Source organism: Escherichia sp. MOD1-EC6300 (assembly GCF_002965045.1).
Classification (GTDB): domain Bacteria; phylum Pseudomonadota; class Gammaproteobacteria; order Enterobacterales; family Enterobacteriaceae; genus Escherichia; species Escherichia coli_F.
The window spans coordinates 311,165-336,711 of sequence record NZ_PTRH01000004.1; the positions used below are offsets into that span (position 1 = coordinate 311,165).

27 protein-coding genes are annotated in these 25,547 nt (G+C 50.9%); 8 read left to right on the forward strand and 19 right to left on the reverse strand.

The features are described 5' to 3' along the window. The first annotated feature begins 8 nt into the window (after positions 1-8). Positions 9-530 carry a superoxide dismutase [Cu-Zn] SodC gene (sodC, locus tag BGE37_RS08875; RefSeq protein WP_001353183.1) on the forward strand — a complete coding sequence of 174 codons (522 nt, stop codon included), beginning with the start codon at positions 9-11 and terminating at the stop codon, positions 528-530. On the opposite strand, the gene BGE37_RS08880 is transcribed toward sodC, so the two are convergent. From BGE37_RS08880 to BGE37_RS08890, 3 genes are read right to left on the reverse strand one after another with little or no spacing between them, the layout of a single operon-like run. After that, entirely contained in the window at positions 531-2,543 is a 2,013-nt protein-coding gene (locus BGE37_RS08880; protein WP_105287952.1) for an FUSC family protein, read from the reverse strand. Beyond that, positions 2,543-3,400: an efflux RND transporter periplasmic adaptor subunit gene (locus BGE37_RS08885; RefSeq protein WP_024212231.1), complete on the reverse strand. Its 858-nt coding sequence runs from the start codon at positions 3,398-3,400 to the stop codon at positions 2,543-2,545. The genes BGE37_RS08880 and BGE37_RS08885 overlap by 1 nt, the downstream gene beginning before the upstream one ends. A 2-nt stretch (positions 3,401-3,402) precedes the next feature. Then, positions 3,403-3,639 carry a DUF1656 domain-containing protein gene (locus BGE37_RS08890; RefSeq protein ID WP_000670999.1) on the reverse strand — a complete coding sequence of 79 codons (237 nt, stop codon included), beginning with the start codon at positions 3,637-3,639 and terminating at the stop codon, positions 3,403-3,405. Positions 3,640-3,839: 200 nt separating this feature from the next. Here BGE37_RS08890 and slyA point away from each other — a divergent pair, with 200 nt between their 5' ends. Continuing rightward, positions 3,840-4,274 (forward strand): transcriptional regulator SlyA, encoded by a 435-nt coding sequence (gene slyA / locus BGE37_RS08895; protein ID WP_000445640.1) that lies wholly within the window; start codon positions 3,840-3,842, stop codon positions 4,272-4,274. 46 nt (positions 4,275-4,320) lie between these two features. Here the strand turns inward: slyA and slyB are convergent, their stop codons facing one another. Beyond that, complete coding sequence (gene slyB, locus BGE37_RS08900; RefSeq protein WP_000597196.1) at positions 4,321-4,788, reverse strand: outer membrane lipoprotein SlyB; 468 nt, start codon at positions 4,786-4,788, stop codon at positions 4,321-4,323. 273 nt (positions 4,789-5,061) lie between these two features. Between slyB and anmK the strand changes: the two genes are divergently transcribed. From anmK to pdxY, 5 genes are all read left to right on the forward strand, one after another. Further along, the gene (anmK, locus tag BGE37_RS08905; protein WP_105287953.1) at positions 5,062-6,171 is read left to right on the forward strand and encodes an anhydro-N-acetylmuramic acid kinase; all 1,110 of its coding nucleotides are present in this window, start codon (positions 5,062-5,064) and stop codon (positions 6,169-6,171) included. 97 nt (positions 6,172-6,268) lie between these two features. Continuing rightward, on the forward strand, positions 6,269-6,598 hold the full coding sequence (gene mliC, locus BGE37_RS08910) for a C-type lysozyme inhibitor (RefSeq protein ID WP_000061974.1): 330 nt from the start codon (positions 6,269-6,271) through the stop codon (positions 6,596-6,598). Positions 6,599-6,656: 58 nt separating this feature from the next. Next, positions 6,657-7,313 carry a pyridoxamine 5'-phosphate oxidase gene (pdxH, locus tag BGE37_RS08915; protein WP_105287954.1) on the forward strand — a complete coding sequence of 219 codons (657 nt, stop codon included), beginning with the start codon at positions 6,657-6,659 and terminating at the stop codon, positions 7,311-7,313. A 128-nt stretch (positions 7,314-7,441) separates the two neighbouring features. After that, positions 7,442-8,716, forward strand: coding sequence for a tyrosine--tRNA ligase (gene tyrS, locus BGE37_RS08920; RefSeq protein ID WP_001295400.1), 1,275 nt, complete (start codon positions 7,442-7,444; stop codon positions 8,714-8,716). Between the two features lie 61 nt (positions 8,717-8,777). Continuing rightward, a complete protein-coding gene (gene pdxY / locus BGE37_RS08925) occupies positions 8,778-9,638 on the forward strand; it encodes a pyridoxal kinase PdxY (RefSeq protein WP_001302086.1) in 861 nt (286 codons plus the stop codon). Positions 9,639-9,681: 43 nt separating this feature from the next. On the opposite strand, the gene gstA is transcribed toward pdxY, so the two are convergent. The 12 genes from gstA to blr all read right to left on the reverse strand — a co-directional run bounded on the left by gstA (position 9,682) and on the right by blr (position 20,209). After that, entirely contained in the window at positions 9,682-10,287 is a 606-nt protein-coding gene (gstA, locus tag BGE37_RS08930) for a glutathione transferase GstA (RefSeq protein WP_000765742.1), read from the reverse strand. 105 nt (positions 10,288-10,392) lie between these two features. Then, complete coding sequence (gene dtpA, locus BGE37_RS08935; RefSeq protein WP_000100942.1) at positions 10,393-11,895, reverse strand: dipeptide/tripeptide permease DtpA; 1,503 nt, start codon at positions 11,893-11,895, stop codon at positions 10,393-10,395. Between the two features lie 610 nt (positions 11,896-12,505). Next, positions 12,506-13,141, reverse strand: a complete 636-nt coding sequence (nth, locus tag BGE37_RS08945; protein WP_001030334.1) for an endonuclease III — start codon at positions 13,139-13,141, stop codon at positions 12,506-12,508. Continuing rightward, positions 13,141-13,836 (reverse strand): electron transport complex subunit RsxE, encoded by a 696-nt coding sequence (gene rsxE / locus BGE37_RS08950; RefSeq protein ID WP_001289652.1) that lies wholly within the window; start codon positions 13,834-13,836, stop codon positions 13,141-13,143. The genes nth and rsxE overlap by 1 nt, the downstream gene beginning before the upstream one ends. A gap of 3 nt (positions 13,837-13,839) precedes the next feature. Beyond that, positions 13,840-14,460 (reverse strand): electron transport complex subunit RsxG, encoded by a 621-nt coding sequence (gene rsxG, locus BGE37_RS08955; protein WP_000920799.1) that lies wholly within the window; start codon positions 14,458-14,460, stop codon positions 13,840-13,842. Positions 14,461-14,463: 3 nt separating this feature from the next. Beyond that, entirely contained in the window at positions 14,464-15,522 is a 1,059-nt protein-coding gene (rsxD, locus tag BGE37_RS08960) for an electron transport complex subunit RsxD (protein ID WP_105287955.1), read from the reverse strand. Beyond that, entirely contained in the window at positions 15,523-17,841 is a 2,319-nt protein-coding gene (rsxC, locus tag BGE37_RS08965) for an electron transport complex subunit RsxC (RefSeq protein ID WP_105276986.1), read from the reverse strand. It lies immediately after the preceding gene. Then, entirely contained in the window at positions 17,834-18,412 is a 579-nt protein-coding gene (rsxB, locus tag BGE37_RS08970; protein ID WP_000991806.1) for an electron transport complex subunit RsxB, read from the reverse strand. Before rsxB ends, rsxC begins: the two co-directional genes overlap by 8 nt. Further along, a complete protein-coding gene (gene rsxA / locus BGE37_RS08975; protein WP_000133193.1) occupies positions 18,412-18,993 on the reverse strand; it encodes an electron transport complex subunit RsxA in 582 nt (193 codons plus the stop codon). Before rsxA ends, rsxB begins: the two co-directional genes overlap by 1 nt. A 76-nt stretch (positions 18,994-19,069) precedes the next feature. Next, positions 19,070-19,510, reverse strand: coding sequence for a DUF2569 domain-containing protein (locus BGE37_RS08980; RefSeq protein ID WP_001302052.1), 441 nt, complete (start codon positions 19,508-19,510; stop codon positions 19,070-19,072). A gap of 85 nt (positions 19,511-19,595) precedes the next feature. Beyond that, positions 19,596-19,811, reverse strand: a complete 216-nt coding sequence (gene ydgT, locus BGE37_RS08985; RefSeq protein WP_000217950.1) for a transcription modulator YdgT — start codon at positions 19,809-19,811, stop codon at positions 19,596-19,598. Between the two features lie 272 nt (positions 19,812-20,083). Further along, positions 20,084-20,209, reverse strand: coding sequence for a division septum protein Blr (gene blr, locus BGE37_RS08995; RefSeq protein WP_024166213.1), 126 nt, complete (start codon positions 20,207-20,209; stop codon positions 20,084-20,086). A gap of 242 nt (positions 20,210-20,451) precedes the next feature. Between blr and BGE37_RS09000 the strand changes: the two genes are divergently transcribed. Then, positions 20,452-21,492, forward strand: coding sequence for an oxidoreductase (locus tag BGE37_RS09000; RefSeq protein ID WP_001282537.1), 1,041 nt, complete (start codon positions 20,452-20,454; stop codon positions 21,490-21,492). 35 nt (positions 21,493-21,527) lie between these two features. Here the strand turns inward: BGE37_RS09000 and add are convergent, their stop codons facing one another. The 3 genes from add to malX form a co-directional block, all read right to left on the reverse strand. Then, on the reverse strand, positions 21,528-22,529 hold the full coding sequence (gene add / locus BGE37_RS09005) for an adenosine deaminase (RefSeq protein ID WP_105287956.1): 1,002 nt from the start codon (positions 22,527-22,529) through the stop codon (positions 21,528-21,530). A 103-nt stretch (positions 22,530-22,632) separates the two neighbouring features. After that, positions 22,633-23,805, reverse strand: coding sequence for a bifunctional maltose regulon transcriptional repressor/cystathionine beta-lyase MalY (malY, locus tag BGE37_RS09010; RefSeq protein WP_032184310.1), 1,173 nt, complete (start codon positions 23,803-23,805; stop codon positions 22,633-22,635). Between the two features lie 9 nt (positions 23,806-23,814). Further along, positions 23,815-25,407 (reverse strand): PTS maltose transporter subunit IICB, encoded by a 1,593-nt coding sequence (malX, locus tag BGE37_RS09015; protein ID WP_000125609.1) that lies wholly within the window; start codon positions 25,405-25,407, stop codon positions 23,815-23,817. Between the last annotated feature and the right edge of the window lie 140 nt (positions 25,408-25,547).

Sequence of the window (25,547 nt, forward strand, 5' to 3'; positions counted from 1 at the left end):
GAGGTCCTATGAAACGTTTTAGTCTGGCTATTCTGGCGCTGGTTGTTGCTACCGGCGCGCAAGCTGCCAGTGAAAAAGTCGAGATGAACCTCGTCACGTCGCAAGGGGTTGGGCAGTCAATTGGTAGCGTCACCATTACTGAAACCGATAAAGGTCTGGAGTTTTCGCCCGATCTGAAAGCATTACCCCCCGGTGAACATGGCTTCCATATTCATGCCAAAGGAAGCTGCCAGCCAGCCACCAAAGATGGCAAAGCCACAGCGGCAGAATCCGCAGGCGGGCATCTTGATCCACAAAATACCGGTAAACATGAAGGGCCAGAAGGTGCCGGGCATTTAGGCGATCTGCCTGCGCTGGTTGTCAATAATGACGGCAAAGCAACCGATGCCGTCATCGCGCCTCGTCTGAAATCACTGGATCAAGTCAAAGATAAAGCGCTGATGATCCACGTTGGTGGCGATAATATGTCCGATCAACCTAAACCGCTGGGCGGTGGCGGTGAACGCTATGCCTGCGGTGTAATTAAGTAATTAAGAGGCCAGCGTACCTTGCGGCGGTGCTTGCTCAAGTTGCGAAAGCGAGCAGTACAGCCGCCAGACAATTGCCGCCAGCTCACGGGCGGCAGGTTGATGATGACGGGCAAGGCTGTCGCAAATTCGCTGTAATTCTGCAAGTGTGGCCGCCAGTGATTTTTGCTGAACGCCACGCTCACTCATCACTCCGCGCAACAGTGAAATACAGTTATCCCGTACTCGTGATAACGGATCGGAACGCGATTCCCAGTCGCGCAATTGCCAGACAACATGAGAACAGTTCAGCAGCACTACACCCCAGCGTAATAACCAACGGCGAGCCAGCGCATCCTGGCTGTTACTCAACTGACTGACGTGATGATAAGTGAGTGATTCAAAATCGCTTTCACTCAGTGTTGGATGGCGGCTTAGCTGATCGACAAAATCCCGGCGCAGCGCGCGAATATGACGACGGCTTTTACGAGCATCCGACCCTGGACGCAAAATGGCGAACGCTAACCACGCCAGCGCGACACCAACGATTTTTGCCAAATTATCGTTAAGAAAATCAGCAAAATCATACACCGGGGGATTAGTGACAGCGATAAACGACCCCATAAATACAATCAGTTGCCCCCACAGTGCGGCAAATTTGGGCATCTGCAATTTAAGAAGCTGCATCGTCGCCAGCAGTGGAAAGAGAAACAGTAAAAATTGCCACAGATCGCTAATCTGGACCATCAGGCCAAATTTGACCACAAAGCTAAATAGCGAAAGTAACACTAGCGTGCGCATTAGCAGTGACAAGGACTTAAACGGTGCCGCGACGGCGGAGTAGAGTACGCAGCTAATTGCGGCCAGCGTTAATGCATTGGCACCGGCATCCCATTGTGAAGCGATACTCCATGCGCCAATTATCATCAATGTACAAAATGTTCGTAGTCCGCTCCACATAGCTTCGGCGTTATCGGTATGACGTGCCAGGCCGGATGTCCGTGGGAGTTTGGCATGATCATCTACGCCGCTTTGCAGACGATGTAATTCCTGACTGCTTTGCAGATAAAGATGGCAAAAATAGCGTAGTCGCTGCCAGAAGGCGACGTGCCGGTAGTCGGCGACGTTGGTCGGGCGTAGCGGGGCAATAATACGTGCGACGGTGTAAAAATCTGTTTGCGAACTGGCGAGCGCGGTCAGCAACTGGTCGAGAATTTCTCGTGTGGCACCTGGCGGTGAGGGCCAGTTGAGCAACATACGTCGCAGGCTGGAAATGACGCTGGTCATACGTAATTGCTGGTGGAGCAGCGCATTAAGGCGCGCGTTTTGCTGGCGAAAACGATAGTGGCTCCAGAAAGCCTGGATACGCAGCAAATTCATGGTCAGTATCTGTCCAATCACCCCCTCATGTGCTGCACGAATGGCATCGGTTGTTTCAGGCTGCCAGAGTAAACTGGCATGTTCCAGCAATCGGGCGTGCATGTTTTTCAATGCGGTTAAAAGGGCTGTAGCATCGGAACTGCTCGGCAGGATCATCATCATCATGCCGCCGCACAAAATACCGACTATCACCTCGCAAACGCGCGCCTGAGCGATATCCCACAGCTGGCTGGCCTCAGTAATATTAACCATCGGAAAGGCGATGATGGCAGCCGTATAGCCCGCCAGTTGAAATGCATACGCGACGTTATTCGTGAAGTGCGCACAGGCCCAGGTACAAAAGCCAAGCCACGCCGACATACTCAATAGAAAAAACCAAGGTTCGTTGAGCGTATGTCCGGCAAGAATCAGTGCTGCAATGGCTCCCAGCAAACTACCCGCGATGCGTCCGAGGCTTTTGCTGATGACACCGCCAACGGTGGGAAAGCTAACCACGGCAGCCGAGGTCATCGCCCAATAGGGCTCATCGAGATTTAAATAATAGGCAATCGTCAGCGCCAGACACATGGCAATGGTATTGCGTAACGCATAACGCCATTGCGCCAGCGTGGCCCTGAACCAGGGCAAATTGCGCAAGGACCATGACGATGCACTCATTATTCACCTACGGCAATGCTACAGGTGGTGCCCGACACCAGCGTGACATCGCCTGGGACTTTATCCAGCGCAAAGCGGACCGGAACACGTTGGGCGAGGCGAACCCAGGGGACGTTAGGTTTCACATCCGGAATAAGGCTTGAGTCACTTTCAACGCTCTGATCATAAATCGCCCGACCGATACTGGAAACGTGACCCTGTAACGTTTTGTTATCACTATAGAGGGTAATTTGTGCTGGTGCACCTTCGCGGATATGGCGCAACTTGGTTTCTTCAAAATAACCAATGACGTAAAACGAGTGGCTATCGACAAGAGCAAACAGCGGTTTCCCGGTGTCAGCGTAATCGCCGATGCGGGTAGTAAGATTAGTCACCCATCCGCTCACCGGGGCGCGAATTTCCGTTTGCGCCAGTTGCCATTGTGCCTGTTTCAACGTCGCCTGTGCGGCATCAACACTGGCCTGCATCGCTTTAACATTGAGGTTAGCGGTATCGAGTTCTTCGGCAGAAATAAAATTTTGTGAGAGATGACGACGACGATTCGCTTCGTTATTGGCTTTTGCGAGGTCAGATTGCGCTTTCGCCAGCTGAGCCTGTGCGTTCAACTCGGCGATCTGAAAGGGCGTTTTATCGATCGTGAGCAGAAGATCCCCCGCGTTAACCAGCTGGTTGTCTTTTATATTAAGCTCAACAATACGTCCCGACACCTGTGGGGTGATAGAAACCTGTTCTGCGCGTATTTTCCCGTCGCGTGTCCACGGAGATTGCATGTAATAATTCCACAGCCACCATCCGGCAAGAACCGCAACTACCGCTACAATGATTGTTGAGAAATACTTAATTGTTTTAATTGACATAGTTACCACGCAATCAGTATTGCCAGGGAAAGGCAAACGCAAATCGCAAACAGCGATAAATCCATTAACAAGGGATGCCAGATGTCACCGGCGTAGATCCAGCCACGAAGCAGGCGGTGTACGACAAGCCAGATGACGAATCCAAACGCGAAGGCTTTGAAAAATGGAGGAAAGTAGACGGACGCACCGAACACCAGATCTTGTAAGGGCAATCCTGTTGCATTGAGCATAAACTTCACAAAGTAGATTCCTTTACGACCGAATATATTGCGTTAGATTAATAAATATTCTTTAAGTGCGAAAAATTTACGCGCAATTTCTGAAAAATATGTCTGACGGTAACCAAATGCAGCAATACATTTGTTTTAGCAATACAATTGCTGCACACTATTCTAAAAGCCGCATAATATCTTAGCAAGCTAATTATAAGGAGATGAAATTGGAATCGCCACTAGGTTCTGATCTGGCACGGTTGGTGCGCATATGGCGTGCTCTGATAGACCATCGCCTGAAACCGCTGGAGTTAACACAAACCCATTGGGTTACGTTACACAATATCCATCAGTTACCTCCAGACCAGTCGCAAATTCAACTGGCAAAAGCGATTGGCATCGAGCAGCCATCACTGGTCCGTACTCTGGACCAACTGGAAGAAAAAGGGTTAATTTCGCGTCAAACTTGTGCCAGCGATCGTCGGGCTAAACGTATTAAACTGACGGAAAAGGCAGAGCCGCTGATCAGCGAAATGGAAGCTGTTATTAACAAAACCCGCGCGGAAATTTTACATGGCATCTCCGCAGAGGAACTGGAACAACTGATTAAGCTCATCGCAAAACTTGAGCATAATATCATTGAGTTACAGGCCAAAGGGTGAAATGAAGGGGGCGTGTGGTCAGTAACCTGACCACACGCAAACTTATTTAGCGCGGGGAAACGGTCACCTGACTGCCATTGCTGGCCAGTACGACACGTTGGCCCGGAGAGAAACGAGTGTTGCCTTGTTTCTGTACCACCATGATGGTATTACCATCGTCTTTACGAATTTCCAGCTCGACACCCTGCGTTTTGTTCATTGCACTCTGTACGCCCTGACCGGCTACGCCACCTGCAACAGCGCCTGCAGCAGTAGCCAGAGAACGCCCGGTTCCGCCACCAACAGTATTCCCCAGGAAACCACCAAGAACAGCACCGCCAATTGCGCCGATAACGTTGGAATCATCACCGCCCTGAATCTGTACCGGACGTACGTTAACGATGGTGCCATAGCTGACATTCTGTACTTGTTTCGCTTCAGAAGCGGTATAAACATCCCCTGACAGGGTGTCGTTATTAACACAACCGACAAGAGACAGACCTACCATTGAAACAACCAATACGCGTTTAATCATTGAAAAATCTCCTGTTCACCATGAAACGCCACGCAAGCATCCCTCATGGTCAAAGTATATGGCATATGTGAATCCATGGTTACATGTTCTACCAAATATGAGCAAATCATAATGAAAGTAGGATCAACCAATTATAAACAAAACATTCATGATGATTATTGATTTGAAGATAATGTTTTACTACCAACGGTAAAAATCGGTCATTCCGCATGGTATTCACGAAAAGTTTATGTTTGAGTGGTGCGCAAACGTCAGATTGAAAAAGGATGAACTATGAAATCGGGCCGCTTTATTGGCGTTATGTCAGGCACCAGCCTTGATGGTGTTGATGTTGTGTTGGCGACAATTGATGAACACCGGGTCGCACAGCTGGCAAGTTTGAGCTGGCCGATCCCGGTGTCTCTGAAACAGGCTGTACTGGATATTTGCCAGGGCCAGCAGCTTACACTTTCGCAGTTTGGACAGCTTGATACTCAACTCGGGCGACTTTTTGCTGATGCGATCAATGCCTTGCTTAAGGAACAAAACCTGCAGGCGAAAGATATCGTTGCGATCGGCTGTCACGGTCAAACCGTCTGGCATGAACCGACGGGCGTGGCACCACACACTTTACAGATTGGCGATAACAATCAAATTGTGGCACGCACCGGAATTACGGTTGTCGGTGATTTTCGCCGTCGAGATATTGCCTTGGGAGGACAAGGCGCACCGCTGGTACCTGCGTTCCATCATGCGCTGCTGGCTCATCCAACCGAGCGACGAATGGTGCTCAATATTGGTGGCATCGCCAATCTGTCACTGCTCATTCCTGGGCAGCCGGTAGGGGGCTACGATACCGGCCCTGGTAACATGCTGATGGATGCCTGGATCTGGCGTCAGGCAGGTAAACCTTACGATAAAGATGCCGAGTGGGCACGGGCGGGTAAAGTCATTCTCCCACTGCTGCAAAATATGCTCAGCGACCCGTATTTCTCGCAACCTGCACCGAAAAGCACCGGACGCGAATACTTTAACTACGGCTGGCTGGAGCGCCATTTGCGCCATTTTCCGGGTGTTGATCCCCGTGATGTACAGGCGACACTGGCAGAACTCACCGCCGTGACCATTTCTGAACAAGTTTTGTTGAGCGGTGGCTGCGAACGATTGATGGTATGTGGTGGAGGAAGTCGTAATCCGCTACTCATGGCGCGTCTGGCGGCATTACTGCCAGGCATAGAAGTCACCACCACCGATGCCGTTGGCATTAGTGGCGATGACATGGAAGCATTGGCTTTCGCCTGGCTTGCCTGGCGGACGCTGGCGGGATTACCAGGAAATCTGCCTTCCGTCACTGGCGCAAGCCAGGAGACGGTACTGGGGGCTATTTTCCCCGCTAACCTGTGATATCAGAGTTAACTGAATTTTTCTTACCGCGTCTGCCGTTACACTTGGAACGTTAGGGAGGGCGTATTGCCCTCCGGACCAGGAAAGTCTTCGGGATATGTCTATGAAAAAACTGTTACTGATCTGTTTGCCGGTCCTTCTCACCGGCTGTAGCGCGTTCAATCAACTGGTTGAGCGCATGCAAACCGATACGCTGGAATACCAGTGTGATGAAAAACCGTTGACGGTCAAACTGAATAATCCGCGCCAGGAAGTCAGTTTTGTTTACGATAATCAACTACTGCATCTCAAACAGGGCATTTCTGCGTCTGGTGCACGTTACACCGACGGGATCTATGTTTTCTGGTCGAAAGGCGAGGAAGCGACTGTCTATAAACGCGACCGCATCGTCTTGAATAACTGTCAGTTACAAAATCCACAGCGTTGAGATTTTTCCAGGGGCGGCGCACAATAGCGTCACCCACTGACAATCCGTAAAGAAAACCATGTCTGATAACGACGAATTGCAGCAAATCGCGCATCTGCGCCGTGAATACACCAAAGGCGGATTACGCCGCCGCGATCTTCCCGCCGATCCATTAACCCTTTTTGAGCGCTGGCTCTCTCAGGCGTGTGAAGCCAAACTGGCGGACCCTACCGCGATGGTGGTCGCTACCGTGGATGAACATGGTCAGCCTTATCAGCGCATCGTTTTACTCAAACATTACGACGAAAAAGGCATGGTGTTTTACACCAACCTCGGCAGCCGTAAAGCACATCAAATCGAAAATAATCCGCGCGTTAGCCTGCTGTTCCCGTGGCATACCCTTGAGCGCCAGGTGATGGTGATCGGTAAAGCGGAACAACTTTCGACTCTCGAAGTGATGAAATATTTTCATAGTCGCCCACGTGATAGCCAGATTGGTGCATGGGTTTCGAAGCAGTCCAGTCGCATTTCTGCCCGCGGTATCCTTGAAAGTAAATTCCTGGAGCTGAAGCAGAAGTTTCAACAGGGCGAAGTGCCATTGCCGAGTTTTTGGGGCGGTTTTCGCGTCAGCCTTGAACAGATTGAGTTCTGGCAGGGCGGTGAGCATCGCCTGCATGACCGCTTTTTGTACCAGCGTGAAAATGATGCGTGGAAGATTGATCGTCTTGCCCCCTGAAAAGATGCAAAAATCTTGCTTTAATCGCTGGTACTCCTGATTCTGGCACTTTATTCTATGTCTCTTTCGCATCTGGCGAAAAGTCGTGTACCGGCAAAGGTGCAGTCGTTATATACATGGAGATTTTGATGGCAAGCAGTAACTTGATTAAACAATTGCAAGAGCGGGGGCTGGTAGCCCAGGTGACGGACGAGGAAGCGTTAGCAGAGCGACTGGCGCAAGGCCCGATCGCGCTCTATTGCGGCTTCGATCCTACCGCTGACAGCTTGCATTTGGGGCATCTTGTTCCATTGTTATGCCTGAAACGCTTCCAGCAGGCGGGCCACAAGCCGGTTGCGCTGGTAGGCGGCGCGACGGGGCTGATTGGCGACCCGAGCTTCAAAGCTGCTGAGCGTAAGCTGAACACCGAAGAAACTGTTCAGGAATGGGTGGACAAAATCCGCAAGCAGGTTGCCCCGTTCCTCGATTTCGACTGTGGAGAAAACTCTGCTATCGCGGCGAACAACTATGACTGGTTCGGCAATATGAATGTGCTGACCTTCCTGCGCGATATTGGCAAACACTTCTCCGTTAACCAGATGATCAACAAAGAAGCGGTTAAGCAGCGTCTCAACCGTGAAGATCAGGGGATTTCGTTCACTGAGTTTTCCTACAACCTGTTGCAGGGTTATGACTTCGCCTGTCTGAACAAACAGTACGGTGTGGTGCTGCAAATTGGTGGTTCTGACCAGTGGGGTAACATCACTTCTGGTATCGACCTGACCCGTCGTCTGCATCAGAATCAGGTGTTTGGCCTGACCGTTCCGCTGATCACCAAAGCAGACGGCACCAAATTTGGTAAAACTGAAGGCGGCGCAGTCTGGTTGGATCCGAAGAAAACCAGCCCGTACAAATTCTACCAATTCTGGATCAACACTGCGGATGCGGACGTTTACCGCTTCCTGAAGTTCTTCACCTTCATGAGCATTGAAGAGATCAATGCCCTCGAAGAAGAAGATAAAAACAGCGGTAAAGCTCCGCGCGCTCAGTATGTTCTGGCGGAGCAGGTGACACGTTTGGTGCACGGTGAAGAAGGTTTGCAGGCAGCAAAACGTATTACCGAATGTCTGTTCAGTGGTTCCTTGAGTGCGCTGAGTGAAGCGGACTTCGAACAGCTGGCGCAGGACGGCGTACCGATGGTTGAGATGGAAAAAGGTGCAGACCTGATGCAGGCGCTGGTCGATTCTGAACTGCAACCTTCCCGTGGTCAAGCTCGTAAAACTATCGCCTCCAATGCCATCACCATTAACGGTGAAAAACAGTCCGATCCTGAATACTTCTTTAAAGAAGAAGATCGTCTGTTTGGTCGTTTTACCTTACTGCGTCGCGGCAAAAAGAATTACTGTCTGATTTGCTGGAAATAATGCATTAAGTGGAAAGGGGGAGTGAGAAATCACTCCCCCTGGTTTTTATACAGGGAACATGATGAAAAATATTCTCGCTATCCAGTCTCACGTTGTTTATGGTCATGCGGGTAACAGTGCGGCAGAGTTTCCGATGCGCCGCCTGGGCGCGAACGTCTGGCCGTTGAACACCGTTCAATTTTCTAATCACACTCAATACGGCAAATGGACTGGCTGCGTGATGCCGCCCAGCCATTTAACCGAAATTGTGCAAGGCATTGCCGCCATTGATAAATTACACACCTGTGATGCCGTATTAAGTGGCTATCTGGGTTCGGCGGAGCAGGGTGAACATATCCTCGGTATCGTTCGTCAGGTGAAAGCAGCGAATCCGCAGGCGAAATATTTTTGCGATCCGGTAATGGGTCATCCGGAAAAAGGCTGTATCGTTGCACCGGGTGTCGCAGAGTTTCATGTGCGTCACGGTTTGCCTGCCAGCGATATCATTGCGCCGAATCTGGTTGAGCTGGAGATACTCTGTGAGCATCCGGTAAATAACGTCGAAGAAGCGGTTCTGGCAGCGCGTGAACTCATTGCGCAAGGGCCACAAATTGTGTTGGTTAAACACCTGGCGCGGGCTGGCTACAGCCGTGACCGTTTTGAAATGCTGCTGGTTACCGCCGATGAAGCCTGGCATATCAGCCGTCCGCTGGTGGATTTTGGTATGCGCCAACCGGTAGGTGTCGGTGATGTGACGAGCGGTTTACTGCTGGTGAAACTGCTTCAGGGGGCAACGCTGCAGGAGGCCCTGGAACATGTGACCGCTGCAGTATACGAAATCATGGTGACCACAAAAGCAATGCAGGAATATGAGCTGCAAGTGGTTGCTGCTCAGGATCGTATTGCCAAACCAGAACATTATTTCAGCGCAACAAAGCTCTGAAATATCTCATTTCGGCCCACAACAACCTGTGGGCCGATGGCTATTACTTTAAGCCTTCCGCTGACAGCGCGTCTTGTACTTCCGGACGTTCAGCCATACGTTGCATAAATGCCGCGATGTGCTCTAACCCTTCCAGATTCAGTTTCACCGCGTATGCCCAGCGCAGAACCGTAAACAGATAGGCATCAGCAATTGTAAATCGTTGCCCGCAGATCCAGTGCTCATCCTTCAGTGCATCGTTCACATATTGCAGCTTCTTCTCCAGCTGCGCGCGAACTGTCGGTTTGTACTCTTCCGGTGTATCAGGGCGAAACAGAGGTGTGAAGCCTTTATGCAGCTCGGTGGCGATGTAATTCAGCCATTCGATGGTTTTATAGCGGGAAATACTGTTTACCGGTGCCAGCAACTGGCGGTCGGGGACGCTGTCGGCAAGATACTGCATAATTGCTACGCCTTCCGTCAGCAAAGTACCATCGTCCAGCAGCAATGCAGGCACCTGTCCCTTAGGGTTAACTGCAAAGTAATCGTCACCGTTTTCGAGACGTTTTTTCATTAAATCCACACTGACGAGCGTAAAATCCTTTCCGCTCTCACGCAGGGTGATATGGGAAGCGAGAGAGCAGGCGCCCGGTTTGTAGAACAATTTCATCGGTAACTCCTTTTGTCTGTGGTTTAAAGTATGGTAGTGCGTTGCTGAACAAAAAAAAAGCCGCTAACGAAAAGTTAGCGGCTTGTAAAAGAGTTTCCCTGAATTTTACGCTACAGCAGCTTTCGCCGCTTTGTCTGCAGCGTCATCCTGCGTCATGCGGTGCAGTTTCGGCGCGGTCAGCAGCATCAGTACCGCAATAACGGCAGTAGCGACACCAATCTGCAAGAATACGCGACCATAGACTTCCAGCGACATCAGCGGATCGGTAACGTTATCCGGCACAGCCATCATACCCGCAACATAACCACCAATCAGGTTTGCACCGGCAGTGGTCAGGAACCAGCTACCCATAATGAAGCCCATCAGACGCTGCGGAACGAGTTGAGCAACCATTGCCAGACCCAGACCAGAGATCATAAGTTCCCCGATACTCTGCAGGCCATAGCTTGCGACCAGCCAGCTTACAGACACGATACCTGCGTCAGACGCGAATTTTGCACCTAGCGGCAGAATCAGGAACGCACCAGAACACATCACCATACCGATTGCAAACTTAGTTGGCATCGGCAGGGTATCGCCCATCTTGTTATAGATAGCGGCCAGAATCGGGCTACCAATGATGATCCAGAACGGGTTCAGTGCCTGATACTGCTCAGGTTCTACGGCCAGGCCCAGAATGGTGTGTTCAACGTTACGAATCGCAAAGAAGTTCAGTGACGTTGGCATCTGGCTGTACAGCACGAAGAAGATAATGGCTTCGAGCATCAGGATGAAGGCAACGATCATTTTACGACGCGCAGCACCTTTCATCGCGAAGGCTTCTTTACCGAAGATAACCACGATACCAAAGGCAACAACGCCCAGCGCCATACGCGCAACTTCCTGATTGTGCAGCAGCCAGGTGGCGATAGCGATCAGTGCCACAACACCAATAATGGTCAGCAGCAGGTTACGGTAGTTGATAGGCTCGAAGTCTGGTTTTGAACCGTACTGTTTAACCCAGCGTTGGCAGAAGGCGAAGTTAACGATAGTGATCAGCAGGCCTACAACGCTCAACGCAAACGCAACACTCCAGCCGTATTTCGCGGCCAGCCACGGGGTGGCGATCATAGAGAAGAAAGAGCCGATGTTGACGGACATGTAGTACATGGTGAATGCACCGTCCAGACGCGGGTCGTTTTTCTCATAGCATGTAGAAAGCAGAGAAGACGGGTTAGCTTTAAACAGGCCGTTACCGACCGCAATAGCCGCCATACCCATATAAACGATACCGGCGTCGTGACCAGACCAGGCAACCAGAGCATAACCAATCGCCAGCACAATAGCGCCAAGCATAATTACGCGTTTAGTACCCAGTACCTTGTCACCTAACCAGCCGCCGATAGCGACCAGACCATAAACCAGGGCACTAAAGGAAGAGAAAAGGGTGATTGAATCCGCTTCAGACATACCCAGTTGTTTAACCAGGTAAACAGCCATAATTCCTTGTAGGCCGTAATAACCAAAACGTTCCCATAACTCAATCGAGAAGATGAGATAGAACGCCTTCGGTTGTTTGAAAGCGTTCAAACTGACGCTTTCAGTTGGTTTTTGGTTTGCAGTGGACACTTTTACCTCTTTTTTTACATCCCATATTAACGGGGGTGCTTTCTCGCGTTATGCCTAAAAAACATACGCGCAATTGTTATAGTGGGAGGGGAAACGGCAGGTAATGTTCACTATCTTGCACTTTCAGACAAGTCCTTTGTAATAATCTGTTACATATAACTGAGGCGGGGAATTCAACCATTCCGGGAAATGTTATCCAGCGTTAAATTTTTCAAAAAACGTAACGGCAGATTTTTTCACTACCCTGAGAGGGGGATGATGGCTTAACGGCGATATGTTCTGCTATTTAGCGTTTTTCCTAGTGAGATAGTCCAGTTTCTGAAAAATAGCCAGTGTAATGTTTTGTAGGTCAATATTTGTTGCGTGTGTAAATTTAAATGATTTTAACCTAGTTCTTGCAATGTTTTTACATTGCTACAGCATCGTGATCTTGATCACGAATGAATAGAAAATTTCGCTATTAAAAAAACAATTAACCTGCATTTTTGGTTATCCGCAAACGGATTACCTGATGATAACGCTAAGCAATGGCATCATTGACGTTAAAAAGATGTTTTAAAAGAGGATAAAGAAAGGTTATCAATGGGGTAATCGGTGTTACCCCTTTTCTTCAGATGTCAACTTTCTCTTTGTATTCACAAAGATCTTCAATAATACAAGAGCCACAGCGAGGCTTGCGGGCAATACAGGTATAACGCCCGTGCAGGATCAACCAATGGTGGCAGTCGACTTTAAACTCTGCCGGAACCACTTTCAGTAGCTTTTCTTCTACCTGTTCGACGTTTTTCCCCGGCGCAAATTGAGTACGATTACAAACGCGGAAAATGTGCGTGTCGACAGCAATAGTCGGCCAGCCGAATGCGGTGTTTAATACGACGTTGGCTGTTTTACGACCTACACCAGGCAGGGCTTCAAGCGCAGCACGATCTTCAGGCACCTCGCCATTATGCTGTTCCAGTAAGATACGGCAGGTTTTGATGATATTTTCTGCTTTGCTGTTATAAAGGCCAATAGTTTTGATATAGCTTTTCACCCCTTCGACGCCCAGCTCAAGCATCGCTGCAGGCGTATTCGCTACCGGGTAGAGTTTTGCCGTCGCCTTATTAACGCTGACATCGGTGGCCTGAGCGGAAAGCAGCACGGCAATCAGCAATTCAAAAGGCGAACTGAAATTAAGCTCGGTGGTGGGATGAGGATTGTTCTCACGCAGGCGAGTGAGGATCTCCAGGCGTTTTGCTTTGTTCATCAGACATTCCCTGTTTCACCGTTTGGCAATGCACGTTCGGCAGCTGCTTCAGCACGGCGCTTTTTCATTCTTTCATCAATCAGGTATTTCCCTGCCAGCATCAGTCCCAGGCCAATAAATGCACCTGGTGGCAGCATTGCCAGCAGGAAAGGGGAGTCGGTGTGGAAAATCTCCACGCGTAATACTTTGGCCCAGCTACCTAACAGCGCATCTGCACCGTCAAACAACGTGCCATTGCCGATAATTTCGCGTAGTGAACCCAGCACGAACATGGCGCAGGTTGCGCCCATACCAATTGAAAAGCCGTCCAGTGCCGAAAGCGCCGGACCTTTTTTTGCGGCGAAGGCTTCAGCGCGGCCCACAACGATACAGTTAGTGACAATCAGCGGAATAAAAATCCCTAACGATTGATACAGACCAAAGGCGTAGGCGTTGATCAGCATCTGTACAGCGCTGACCACCGAGGCGATGATCATCACGTAAATGGGAATGCGGATCTCGGCTGGCGTCCAGTGACGCAGCGTCGAAATGGTCAAGTTGGTCAGCGTCAGTACCAGCGTAGTCGCAAGTCCTAAACCCAGAGCGTTAGTGGCAGTGGACGTGACCGCCAATAGCGGACAGAGGCCGAGCAGCTGGACCAGCGCAGAGTTGTTTTTCCACAACCCCTGAACAATAACGTCTTTAATTTCGCTCACGCTTTATTCTCCACAGGCAGGAAGTTGAGAAAGTTGTGACGGTAACGTCTGAGCGTACAATCCGGCGCGTTTTACCGCATTAACCACCGCGCGGGGAGTAATCGTAGCGCCGGTGAACTGGTCGAAATCACCACCATCTTTCTTCACCGCCCAGTGCGCATCATCCGCACCACTGATTTTTTTACCCGCAAAATGGGTGATCCAGTCAGAAAGGCGCAGTTCGATTTTATCGCCAAGCCCTGGCGTTTCGTGGTGCTCTGTCACGCGCGTGCCAAGTACCGTGCCGTTAAAATCGGCTCCCACCAGCAGCTGAATCGCACCGGAATAGCCATCTGGCGCGGTTGTTTCCAGAACGGCGGCTACCGGCTTGTCATCCTGTTTGGCGATGTAAACCCGATGCTCACCTTTACCTAACTCTGGCGCAGTTACCAGATAGCAACTCTGTGCCAGCGCATTGTTATAGCGTTCGGCTGGCAGCACCTGATCAAATAACGCCTTTTGTTGCAGACTGGCCTGTTCAGCAATCGTCGTTTTGGTCATCTGGTTGATGGCCGCAGTTAACCCTGTTGAACCCGCTGCAAATAGCGCCAACGTAATGCCGTGTTTTCGGATAGTTTTCAGCATGGTTTACCCTTTGCGATGGCCGTAGACGCGCGGACGCGTGTAGTAATCGATCAGAGGAACCGTGATGTTCGCCAGCAGGACGGCAAAAGCCACGCCGTCAGGATAGCCGCCGAAACTGCGGATCAACCAGACTAATAAACCCGCCAGCGCGCCGAAAATAAGACGACCACGATTGGTCGTAGAAGCAGTAACCGGGTCAGTCAAAATAAAGAATGCGCCGAGCATGGTCGCTCCAGACAGCAGATGAATTTGCGGTGCTGCCAATGTTTCTGGTGAGAACAACCAGCCCAACGTTGCGCATAACGCCAGCGTTACTAAGAAGCTGAGGGGAATATGCCAGCGAATCGCTTTCTGCCATAGCAACCACACGCCGCCAGCCAGCCAGGCGAGATTTACCCATTGCCAACCAGCGCCCGCCAGAATACCGCTGTAGATCGGATATTGCATAATCTGTTCAACCGAATGACCGGCACGCACAGAGGTTTTAAATGTATCCAGCGGTGTCGCCTGACTAATGCCATCAATACCTAAGCGTAGTGTGTTCATATCATTGCCACTGGTGGTATGACCGCTGAAAATAACCTGTATGGCGTCGATAAAACCAGGGATGTTGACCGCAATGTCATGCGGCGGTAACCAGCTGGTCATCTGCACCGGGAAGGAGATCAGTAAGACCACATAACCAATCATTGCCGGATTAAACGGGTTTTGCCCCAGACCGCCATACAACTGTTTAGCGATGATCACCGCAAACACCGTACCCAGTACGACCATCCACCATGGCGCGAGGGGGGGAATACTTACCGCCAGCAATAAGCCTGTCAGCAATGCTGAGTTATCTTTCAACGTTGCGGCTACCGACTGCTTGCGTAGTTTGAGTACGAGAGCTTCGGCTAACAGAGCACTGACCGACGCCAACAGGATCTGAACGAGAGTACCCCAACCAAAAAACCACAGTTGCGCTGCGATTCCTGGCACGGCTGCGAGCAACACCAACAGCATAATGCGCGATGTTTGGCGCTGGTTATGGGTATAAGGGGAGCTAGCTATTCTGAATACCATTTAGTCCTCGTTTACAACCTTTTGCTGGGCGGCTTTTTTGGCCTGAACGCGGGCAATAGCCGCGGCAACTGCCGCTTTGCGCGGATCGACAGGTTCTTCTGCCTCCGCATTAGCCTGCTGCTGTTCCCGCTTGCGCGCTTTGGCGCGGGCAATAGCCGCTTCGACGGCAGCTTTGCGCGGATCAACCTGTTCTTCTGGCTCCGCATTAGCCTGTTGCTGTTCCAGTTTGCGCGCTTTGGCACGGGCAATAGCGGCTTCGACGGCAGCTTTGCGCGGATCGACCTGTTGTTCTGGTTCCGCATTAGCCTGTTGCTGTTCCAGCTTGCGTGCTTTGACGCGGGCAATAGCGGCTTCGACGGCGGCTTTGCGCGGATCGACCGTTTCGTCTGGTTCGGCATTAGCCTGTTGCTGTTCCAGCTTACGTGCTTTGGCACGGGCAATCACAGCTTCGACGGCGGCTTTGCGCGGATCGACCTGTTGTTCTGGTTCGGCATTAGCCTGTTGCTGTTCCAGCTTGCGTGCTTTGGCACGGGCAATCGCGGCTTCGACGGCGGATTTGCGCGGATCAACCTGTTCTTCTGGCTCCGCATTAGCCTGTTGCTGCTCCAGCTTGCGCGCTTTGGCGCGGGCGATAGCGGCTTCAACTGCGGTTTTACGTGGATCAGCAACGGTTGCTGCGTCGTTAGTTTGCTGCAGTTCTGCCTGTTTCGCTCTGGCTTGCGCTTTACGGGCTTCCCGTGCTGCAATAATTGCGCTGTTATCCGGGCGTTCGCCCGCTTTAATCACAATAGGCTGTGTAGCCTGGGCCTGTTTCTCTTTCACCCGCGCCAGAGCGGCAGCAATCGCATCTTTATCTTTGGCTGCAGGTTGAACGGCTGCGCTCTTATGTCGTTCAAGGCGAGCCGCTTTTTCGCGCTCCAGACGAGCCTGGCGCGCTTCGAAACGCGCTTTGGCTTCTGCGGCGCGCTTTTCTTCCTGACGAATAGCCGCAATTTCAGCTTTTTCCTGACGGAAATATTGCACCAGGGGAATATTGCTCGGGCAAACCCACGCGCAAGCCCCACATTCAATGCAGTCGGCAATGTTATGCGAGGTGGCTTTATCGTGTTGCTGACCTTTGCTGAACCAGTACAACTGTTGCGGCAAAAGATCCGCAGGGCAGGCGTCAGCACAGGCGCTACAACGGATGCAATTTTGTTCTTCCTGTGGTTCGCCAAGCTCATTGGCAGAGGGAGCCAACAGACAGTTGGTAATCTTTACGACCGGGACATCCAGCCATGGCAAGGTAAAGCCCATTAGCGGGCCGCCCATAATCACCATTTGATCGGCAGAGGGGCAGAATCCGGCATCATTCAATAAATGACGCACTGGCGTACCCAGCCGTGCCCAGACGTTGCCCGGGCGTGCGATTGCTTCGCCAGTCAGGGTCACGACACGCTCAGTAATCGGTTCGCCATCGATAACGGCACGTTTCACTGCATAAGCAGTGCCGACGTTTTGCATTAATACGCCGATATCGGATGAACGCCCGCCATGTGGAACCTGCTTCCCGGTCAGAATGTAGGTTAATTGTTTAGCACCGCCAGAAGGATATTTGGTTGGAATCACCCGCAGAGAAATATCGTGCGAGTCCGCCAGCACCGCGCGCAGCATGGAAATCGCCTGCGGTTTGTTATCTTCAATGCCGATAAGAATTTCGCGTGGCTGCAGAATATGCGCAAGAATGCGAATACCCTCTACGACCTGAGCCGCGCAATCCTGCATCAAACGGTCATCGGCGGTAATGTACGGCTCGCACTCAGCAGCGTTGATAATCAACGTTTCAATCTTATCTCCGCCGCCCTGCAATTTAACGCCTGTCGGGAATCCCGCACCACCCAGCCCGGCAACACCAAACTGATGAATGCGCTCGATTAACTCTTCGCGACTGCGAGAGCGATAATCGTCCCAGCCGTCGCGCGGGATCCAGCAGTCTTCGCCATCGGCATCAATAATCACGCTTAATTCAGCTAAAGCTGAAGGATGAGCCGTAGAGTGGGGCGCAATAGCCGTAACGGTACCCGAGGTGGGCGCGTGAACTGGCAGCATTTTGCCGCGTCCACGGGTAAGCGACTGGCCGCGCAGTACTTTATCGCCGACGCTAACGCACAACTCACCTTCAGCGCCAATATGTTGTTTCAGTGGTATGACAAAACGCTGCGCCAGTGGTACCTGGCGCAGGGGCGTACCGTTGGACTGGGTTTTCATCTCCGGTGGATGGATGCCGCCGTTGAAATCCCAGATTTTATTTTTTCTGAATGCAGAGAATAACTTAAGCATGGTGTTCCACGGGAATGATACGCACGGGAATGGTGTTCAGATCCCATTTCCAGGAGTCAGGTGTTTCTGCAACCGGTTGCAACGAGATGCAGTGCGTCGGGCACGGATCAACACATAAATTGCAGCCCGTACAGAGATCACTCATTACCGTATGCATGGCGCGGGTAGCACCAACGATGGCGTCTACCGGACACGCCTGAATACATTTAGTGCAGCCAATACAGTTATTTTCATCAATAAACGCCACCATCCGCGCAGGCGTTAGCTCTTGCGCTTCGCCATCCAGCGGCTGTGGCTCGACATTAAGCAACTCAGCAATTTTTAGCATCACAGCTTCGCCACCTGGGGCGCAGCGGTTAATTTTTTCACCGTTACAGCTGATGGCTTCCGCGTAGGGGCGACAGCCGGGATAACCGCATTGACCACACTGGCTCTGCGGTAAGATTTCGTCAATTTTCTCAACGACCGGATCGTCTTCCACCGCAAAACGGCGGGAGGCATAACCCAGAATGGCGCCAAACGCCAGACCCAGCAGGCTCACGGCGGCAACGGCAATCCAGATAGCATTCATTACAACTTCACCAAACCACTAAAGCCCATAAAGGCCAGAGACATAAGACCTGCGGTAATTAACGCAATGGCATTACCGCGAAAAGGTGCCGGGACATCAGCCACAGCAAGGCGTTCGCGGATGGCGGCGAAGAGCACCATCACCAGCGAGAAACCGACAGCGGCGGAAAAACCGTACAGCGCCGACTGCAAGAAATTGTGCCCGAGATTGATATTCAGCAACGCCACGCCGAGCACTGCACAGTTGGTGGTGATAAGCGGCAAAAAAATCCCCAGCAGACGGTAAAGCACCGGGCTGGTTTTGCGCACCACCATCTCGGTGAACTGCACAACCACAGCAATCACCAGAATAAACGCCAGGGTGCGCAGGTAAATCAGATTAAGCGGGATCAAAATCCACGTATCGATAAGCCAGGCGCAAATAGACGCCAGCGTCATCACAAACGTTGTAGCCAGCCCCATGCCCATCGCGGTTTCCAGCTTTTTGGAAACCCCCATAAACGGACAGAGACCGAGAAACTTGACCAGTACAAAGTTATTGACCAGTACAGTTCCGACAAACAGTAACAGGTAGTCAGTCATTTTTCGGCCTGAAATAAAAAAGCCGCCTATTATCCGTTAATCCAGAGCAGGCGACAACAGGTTAACTGTAAGGTTATTACGGATTCACAAACGTCGCTTTCACCCGCGACGAGCGTTTAAAATAGGGGACGATCAATGCGGTTGCCAACAAAGTAAACAGTAACTGGCGAACGGCTATGCCATCTTCCACGGGTGAAAAAGCGAACGCTTTTACTGCCAGCAATACGGAAATAAGCAGCCAGATAATATAGTGTTTAGGAACACAACGCCGACGTTTAAAGAAAGCGATGGTCAACCACAGTGTGTAATACCACATGGCGATAGCGGTAATAAAAGAAACGCCCCATAAGATTTGTGTTGTCAGTGCTTGTGCGCCGAGCGTTTGAAATGTTTGCGGAGAAGATAACGCAGCGGTATACAGCAACAACGCCAGCGTCGTACTTAACAGAGCGACTAAAAGCCAGGCCAATGGGCCAAGCAACCAGCCTCCAATACGTTGTGGCGTTGTGGTGGTCATAGGTTCTCCAGAATAGCGACGCAAACAGGCAAATCTAATTTTAGGGGCGTTATTATAAGGCTTTTATAACCGATCGCTACTTTCTTTATTGGACATAGTGCCAGACGGACTTCGGTACCTGGCCGAGGTCAAACAAACGCCCGCCAGAAACCAGCTCTGCGCGACGGTGATCGGCAGCACGATACATATTGATCAGTTCCTGATCGTCCGTCAGGGTGTAATTAAGATGGTCGTAGAGTTTTTCCAGACTTTCGAGTGAACTGATTTTGCGAAATTTTAATAAGTAGTCCTGAACAGTCATAAAAGGTCCATAAAATAATTAATACCAAAGGGGTAGGTATTATTAGTGATGATAAAATTTCACCAAAAGTGAACGTTTGTATTATTACAATAATAAGAATGCGCTGATGGTAAATATTCAGGGATGAAAAACTGCTCTGAAAAGAGTAACGCGCTTTACTATCCCTGACAATCACCAACATCATCGAACAAGATAATAAATTCCTGGTTTAATATCCGACAAGTTAAAACATGCACCCGGTCGGGCAGTATGTCGCTCTACAAGAGTAGAGCTTACTTGTGTTGTACCGTAGCACTCTGTTCAGGTGGCTGATAGTTGTCAATGTGACTCGCCACGCCAAGAAGAATGACTGAAACGACAAGAACGATCCAACCTGTTAATTCAATAAGACGATTCATTACAGCCCACATCTCTGTTGATTGATCCATTAACTTCAGGGGGTAAATGTTACTTAGCAATAATAGCTCCAGCAAGATTTTTACTGAGGTTTTTGCGATATTTAGCTTTTGTCGTTGGAAAATTCGCTATTTTTTTGACTTAAGTTAAACAACATCCCTTATTGCTGGCAGGTTATTAAACTGTTGAGCGAGGGTAAAGGATAGTGTCAAATAGCCATCATACTTCAATGAGAGGCAATGACATGAGCGACAACATCCGTGTTGGGTTGATTGGGTATGGTTATGCGAGCAAAACCTTCCATGCGCCCCTGATTGCGGGCACGCCCGGGCTGGAACTGGCGGTAATCTCCAGCAGCGATGAAACAAAAGTAAAAGCCGACTGGCCAACGGTTACGGTTGTCTCTGAGCCGAAGCATCTGTTTAACGATCCCAACATAGACCTGATTGTCATCCCTACACCCAACGATACCCATTTCCCGTTAGCCAAAGCGGCGCTTGAGGCGGGTAAACATGTGGTCGTTGATAAACCCTTTACCGTGACACTGTCACAAGCGCGAGAGCTGGAAGCGCTGGCAAAAAGCCTGGGGCGTGTGCTGTCTGTATTCCATAACCGTCGCTGGGATAGCGATTTCCTGACGCTAAAAGGTTTGCTCGCGGAAGGCGTACTGGGTGAAGTTGCTTACTTTGAGTCTCATTTTGACCGCTTCCGTCCGCAGGTGCGCGATCGTTGGCGTGAACAGGGCGGCCCTGGCAGCGGTATCTGGTACGATTTAGCACCGCATCTTCTTGATCAGGCCATTACGCTATTTGGTTTACCGGTTAGCATGACGGTAGATTTGGCACAGTTACGGCCCGGAGCGCAGTCGACTGATTATTTCCATGCCATCTTGTCCTATCCGCAGCGGCGAGTCATTTTACACGGCACCATGCTGGCAGCCGCTGAGTCAGCACGTTATATCGTGCATGGATCCCGAGGCAGTTATGTGAAATATGGCCTCGATCCACAGGAAGAACGTCTGAAAAATGGCGAGCGTCTGCCGCAGGAAGACTGGGGCTACGATATGCGTGATGGCGTACTTACCCGCGTGGAAGGTGAGGAACGTGTCGAAGAAACGCTGTTGACAGTGCCGGGGAATTATCCGGCTTACTATGCGGCTATTCGTGATGCGTTAAATGGCGATGGTGAAAATCCGGTTCCGGCAAGTCAGGCAATCCAGGTAATGGAGTTGATTGAGCTGGGCATCGAATCCGCCAAACATCGCGCGACTTTGTGCCTTGCGTGAAAAGGGGATGGTGCAATTAGCACCATCCATTTTTGTTACTTCGTGGCGACTTTTTCTCGCAGTGCGCGTTTTTCCTCTGCGCTGAGGAAAGCCATTTCCAGACCATTAATCTGTGCCTGGCGGATTTGCTCGCGGGATAACCCAGCAGCTGGCGCGGCAACGGTATATTCGTGAATGATATCCACTCCCTGTACGCCGGGATCGTCAGTGTTAATGCTGGCACGAATGCCATGCTCAAGGAACGTTTTCAGCGGATGTGCCGCCAGCTCTGCCACGGTGCTGGTCTGAATATTGGAGGTCAGACAGGATTCAATACCAATTTCCTGCTCGGCGAGAAAATCCATCAGCGCCCGATCTTCAACGGCTTTTACGCCATGTCCAATACGTTCCGCCCCCAGTTCACGAATCGCCTGCCAGATGCTTTCCGGCCCGGCAGCTTCGCCTGCATGGACGGTAATATGCCAGCCCGCATCACGCGCGCGGTTGAAGTGAGAAAGGAACAGACTTCCCGGGAAACCAAGTTCATCACCGGCTAAATCAAGTGCGGTAATCTGGTCACGGTGGGCTAAAAAGGCCTCCAGTTCTTGCTGACAGGCGGCTTCACCGAAGGTCCGGCTCATAATGCCGATAAGCTTCGCCTGCACACCAAAGGTGCGGCAACCTTCACGTACGCCATCGATCACCGCTTCGACAACACCCGCTACAGGCAGCTGATGTGCCATTGCCATGTAACCCGGTGAAAAACGCAGCTCGACATAGTGCAGGCCGTTACGGGCTGCATCTTCAATGTTTTCAAATGCCACGCGGCGGCAAGCATCAAGAGAGGCGAGAACTTTAACGCCCCAGTCAAGTTTGGTCAGAAAGCTCACAAGATCGGGTTCGTTGGCAATGACCTGAACGTGGGGAATCAGTGTTTCCAGGGATTGTGCAGGAAGCGAGATATTATACTGGCGGCCAAGTTCAAGAATGGTCTGGGGACGAATGTTGCCATCAAGGTGGCGATGGATATCAGTTAATGGCAGGGTGGTATCAATCATGGTCGCACTCTTTTTCTGGATATAAAAGTGCGCACCATTATAAAAACAAAGCAGGGTAAAAATCCACGATTGCGCAACGATTTTTTACGTTGCGCAATTGGGGTTAACGAACAGCGCGGATGGCGTTAATTAATCCAGCAACACCTTTTTCCAGTTTCGAACGTGGGCAGCCGGCATTGAGACGGACAAAACCACGACCTTCTTCACCGTAGGTATACCCCGGCATGATCGCAACCTTCTCTTGCTCGATAAGCGCTTTTTGCAACGCGTTGTCGTCAATATTCAACGGACGTAGATCAAGCCAGGCCAGATAAGTGGATTGCGGGATCTGCCAATTGAGTTCAGGAAACGCGGCGTTCATTTTATCTGCAATATACGTCAGGTTATCTTTCAGATAGACGCGTAAGGCATCCAGCCACGGCGCGCCTTGCTGATAGGCGGCGATATGGGCAGTTAACGCCAGTACTGAAGGGGAAGAAAGGCCATCACGTCCTTTCAGTGCCGATAAATAGGCATCACGGCTGCTGCTATTTTCTATAATCCCGTAAGCACCGGTCAGGGCGGGAATATTGAAACTTTTCGATCCCGACGTTAGCAATGCCCAGTCTCCGCGCGCCACATTACTCCAGGGAATATGCGGCTGCTCGCCCCAAACCATATCCATATGGATTTCATCGGAAATAACCCGCACACCATGACGCTCGCACAGGTCAGCCATGATCTCCAGCTCATCGCACGTCCACACTTTCCCGGTAGGATTCTGTGGGCTACACAGAAGCATAATTTTACATTCTGGTTTCGCCAACACGGCTTCCAGCTTGCCCATATCGCAAAACCAGCCGTCAGCCTGCTTCTCTAAAGCAACGGGCATTACTGTGCGCTGGTTACCTTCAATGGCCTTATAAAATGCGTCATAGGCGGGTGTGTGGATCACCACGCCTTCACCTTTTTCAGACCACTGACGAATCAGTTCTGAAACCATGTAGATAACAGAAGGGCCATACACCACCGACTGCGTATCAATTGCGGTGTAATGCTGGGTGGAAAACCAGTGGGCAATAGCCGCGAGAAACTCATCGTTTTTCCAGCGGCTGTAGCCAAACACGCCGTGCATCAGGCGCTGATTTAGCGCCTCGATAATGCAGGGGGCAGTGGCAAAATCCATGTCTGAAATCGTGAACGGTAACAGGTCAGCAGTGCCGAAACGGTCAGCGACATAATCCCACTGCGTACACCATGTGCCATGACGATCCACGACCTTTGAAAAATCGAACATATCTTATCCTTATGCCTGAACAGTATGCATCAGACCGGCCATTTCATCTTTTACTGACTGAACTTGTGGCCCGATAACAACCTGCAGGTTATGTTGATTAAGTTGTACTACGCCAATTGCCCGATTGTCCTTCAGTGCCTGCACATTAACAAGCGACATATCTTTCACAGACAAACGCAGACGGGTAATGCAGTTATCGAGGCTGACAATATTGTCGGCACCGCCTAAGGCTTCGAGGATTGCCGGAACGTTGTAACCTGATTTACCCGGTGCACCGGCAACGGCTTTTTCGATTGAGCTGGCAACTTCGCTATCGCGCCCCGGGGTTTTCAGATTGAAGCGGGTGATAGCGAAACGGAAGATGACGTAGTAAACGACAAACCAGATTGCCGCCACCACTGGCACCATGTACCACTTGGTTGACAGACCATGCAAAATACCGAACACCACGAAGTCGATGATATTGCCGTCGGTATTACCGATGGTGACGCCGAGCACAGACATGACGGTGAAGCCGAGGCCGGTTAACAGCGCGTGGATGACATACAGAACTGGCGCTACGAACAGGAACAGGAATTCCAGCGGTTCGGTCGTGCCGCCAACGACACAGGCGATCAGGCCAGAAATCAGCAGCCCTTTAATTTTATGGCGATTTTCCGGGCGCGCGCAGTGATACATAGCTAACGCTGCACCTGGCAGACCGCCGAGAAACGCAGGCATTTTGCCTTGCGAAAGGAAACGCGTGGCGCTTTCAGAAAAACCGTGAGTGGTCGGGCAACTCAATTGCGCCTGGAAGATGGTCAGTGCGCCGCTGACGGTTTGACCGCAGACTTCCTGCGTGCCGCCTGCGTCGGTAAAGCGAATTAATGCCACCAGAATGTGATGCAGACCAAACGGCAACAGCAGACGTTCACCGGTACCAAACAGCATCGGTCCGAAATCACCCGCGCTGTTTATCATATGGCCCAAGCCGCTAATACCCATGGCGAAAATCGGCCAGACTAATGGAATCACCAGACCGACAAGGCCCATTACCAGTGAGGAGATGATTGGCACGAAGCGCGTACCGCCGAAGAATGCCAGCGCATCCGGCAGGCGGATATTATGGAAACGCTCATGGAGCATCCAGACGATAATACCGGCGATCACCGCACCGAGGATCCCTGTATCGATCGACTGGATCCCAAGAATGCTCTGAATGTTATTGGCTTTCAGAACCGCGGCGTCCGTGGTTGGCAGAATGCCTTTATTGGTCAACCAGAAGTTTACCGCGAGATTCATTACCGCATAACCGACAAAGCCAGCAAATGCCGCTACACCTTTGTTTTCGCGTGCCAGGCCCAGCGGGATGGCGATACAGAACATGACTGGCAGGAAACTAAAAGCAAACGAGCCAATCTTACTCATCCAGGTAAAGATAGCCTGCAACACGGGGTTGCCCAGGACCGGGATCAGGGTGATGACATCATGGCTGCTAAGAGAACTACCAATGCCGAGCATAATGCCGCAGAACGACAATAATGCCACGGGTAACATGAAGGTTTTGCCTAACTGCTGGAAGAACTCCCACAGCGTGACTTTCGGTGCTGTTTTCGCCGTCATAAAACGACTCCTCGTAGAGAACAATCTGGATTCAGTAAATTGCGCGAGAAGATAAAACGTTTTATCAAATTTTAGTGAGGCATAAATCACATTACGCAACGATAATAGCGGGTATAAGATAAATAAAAGGTAAAACGTTT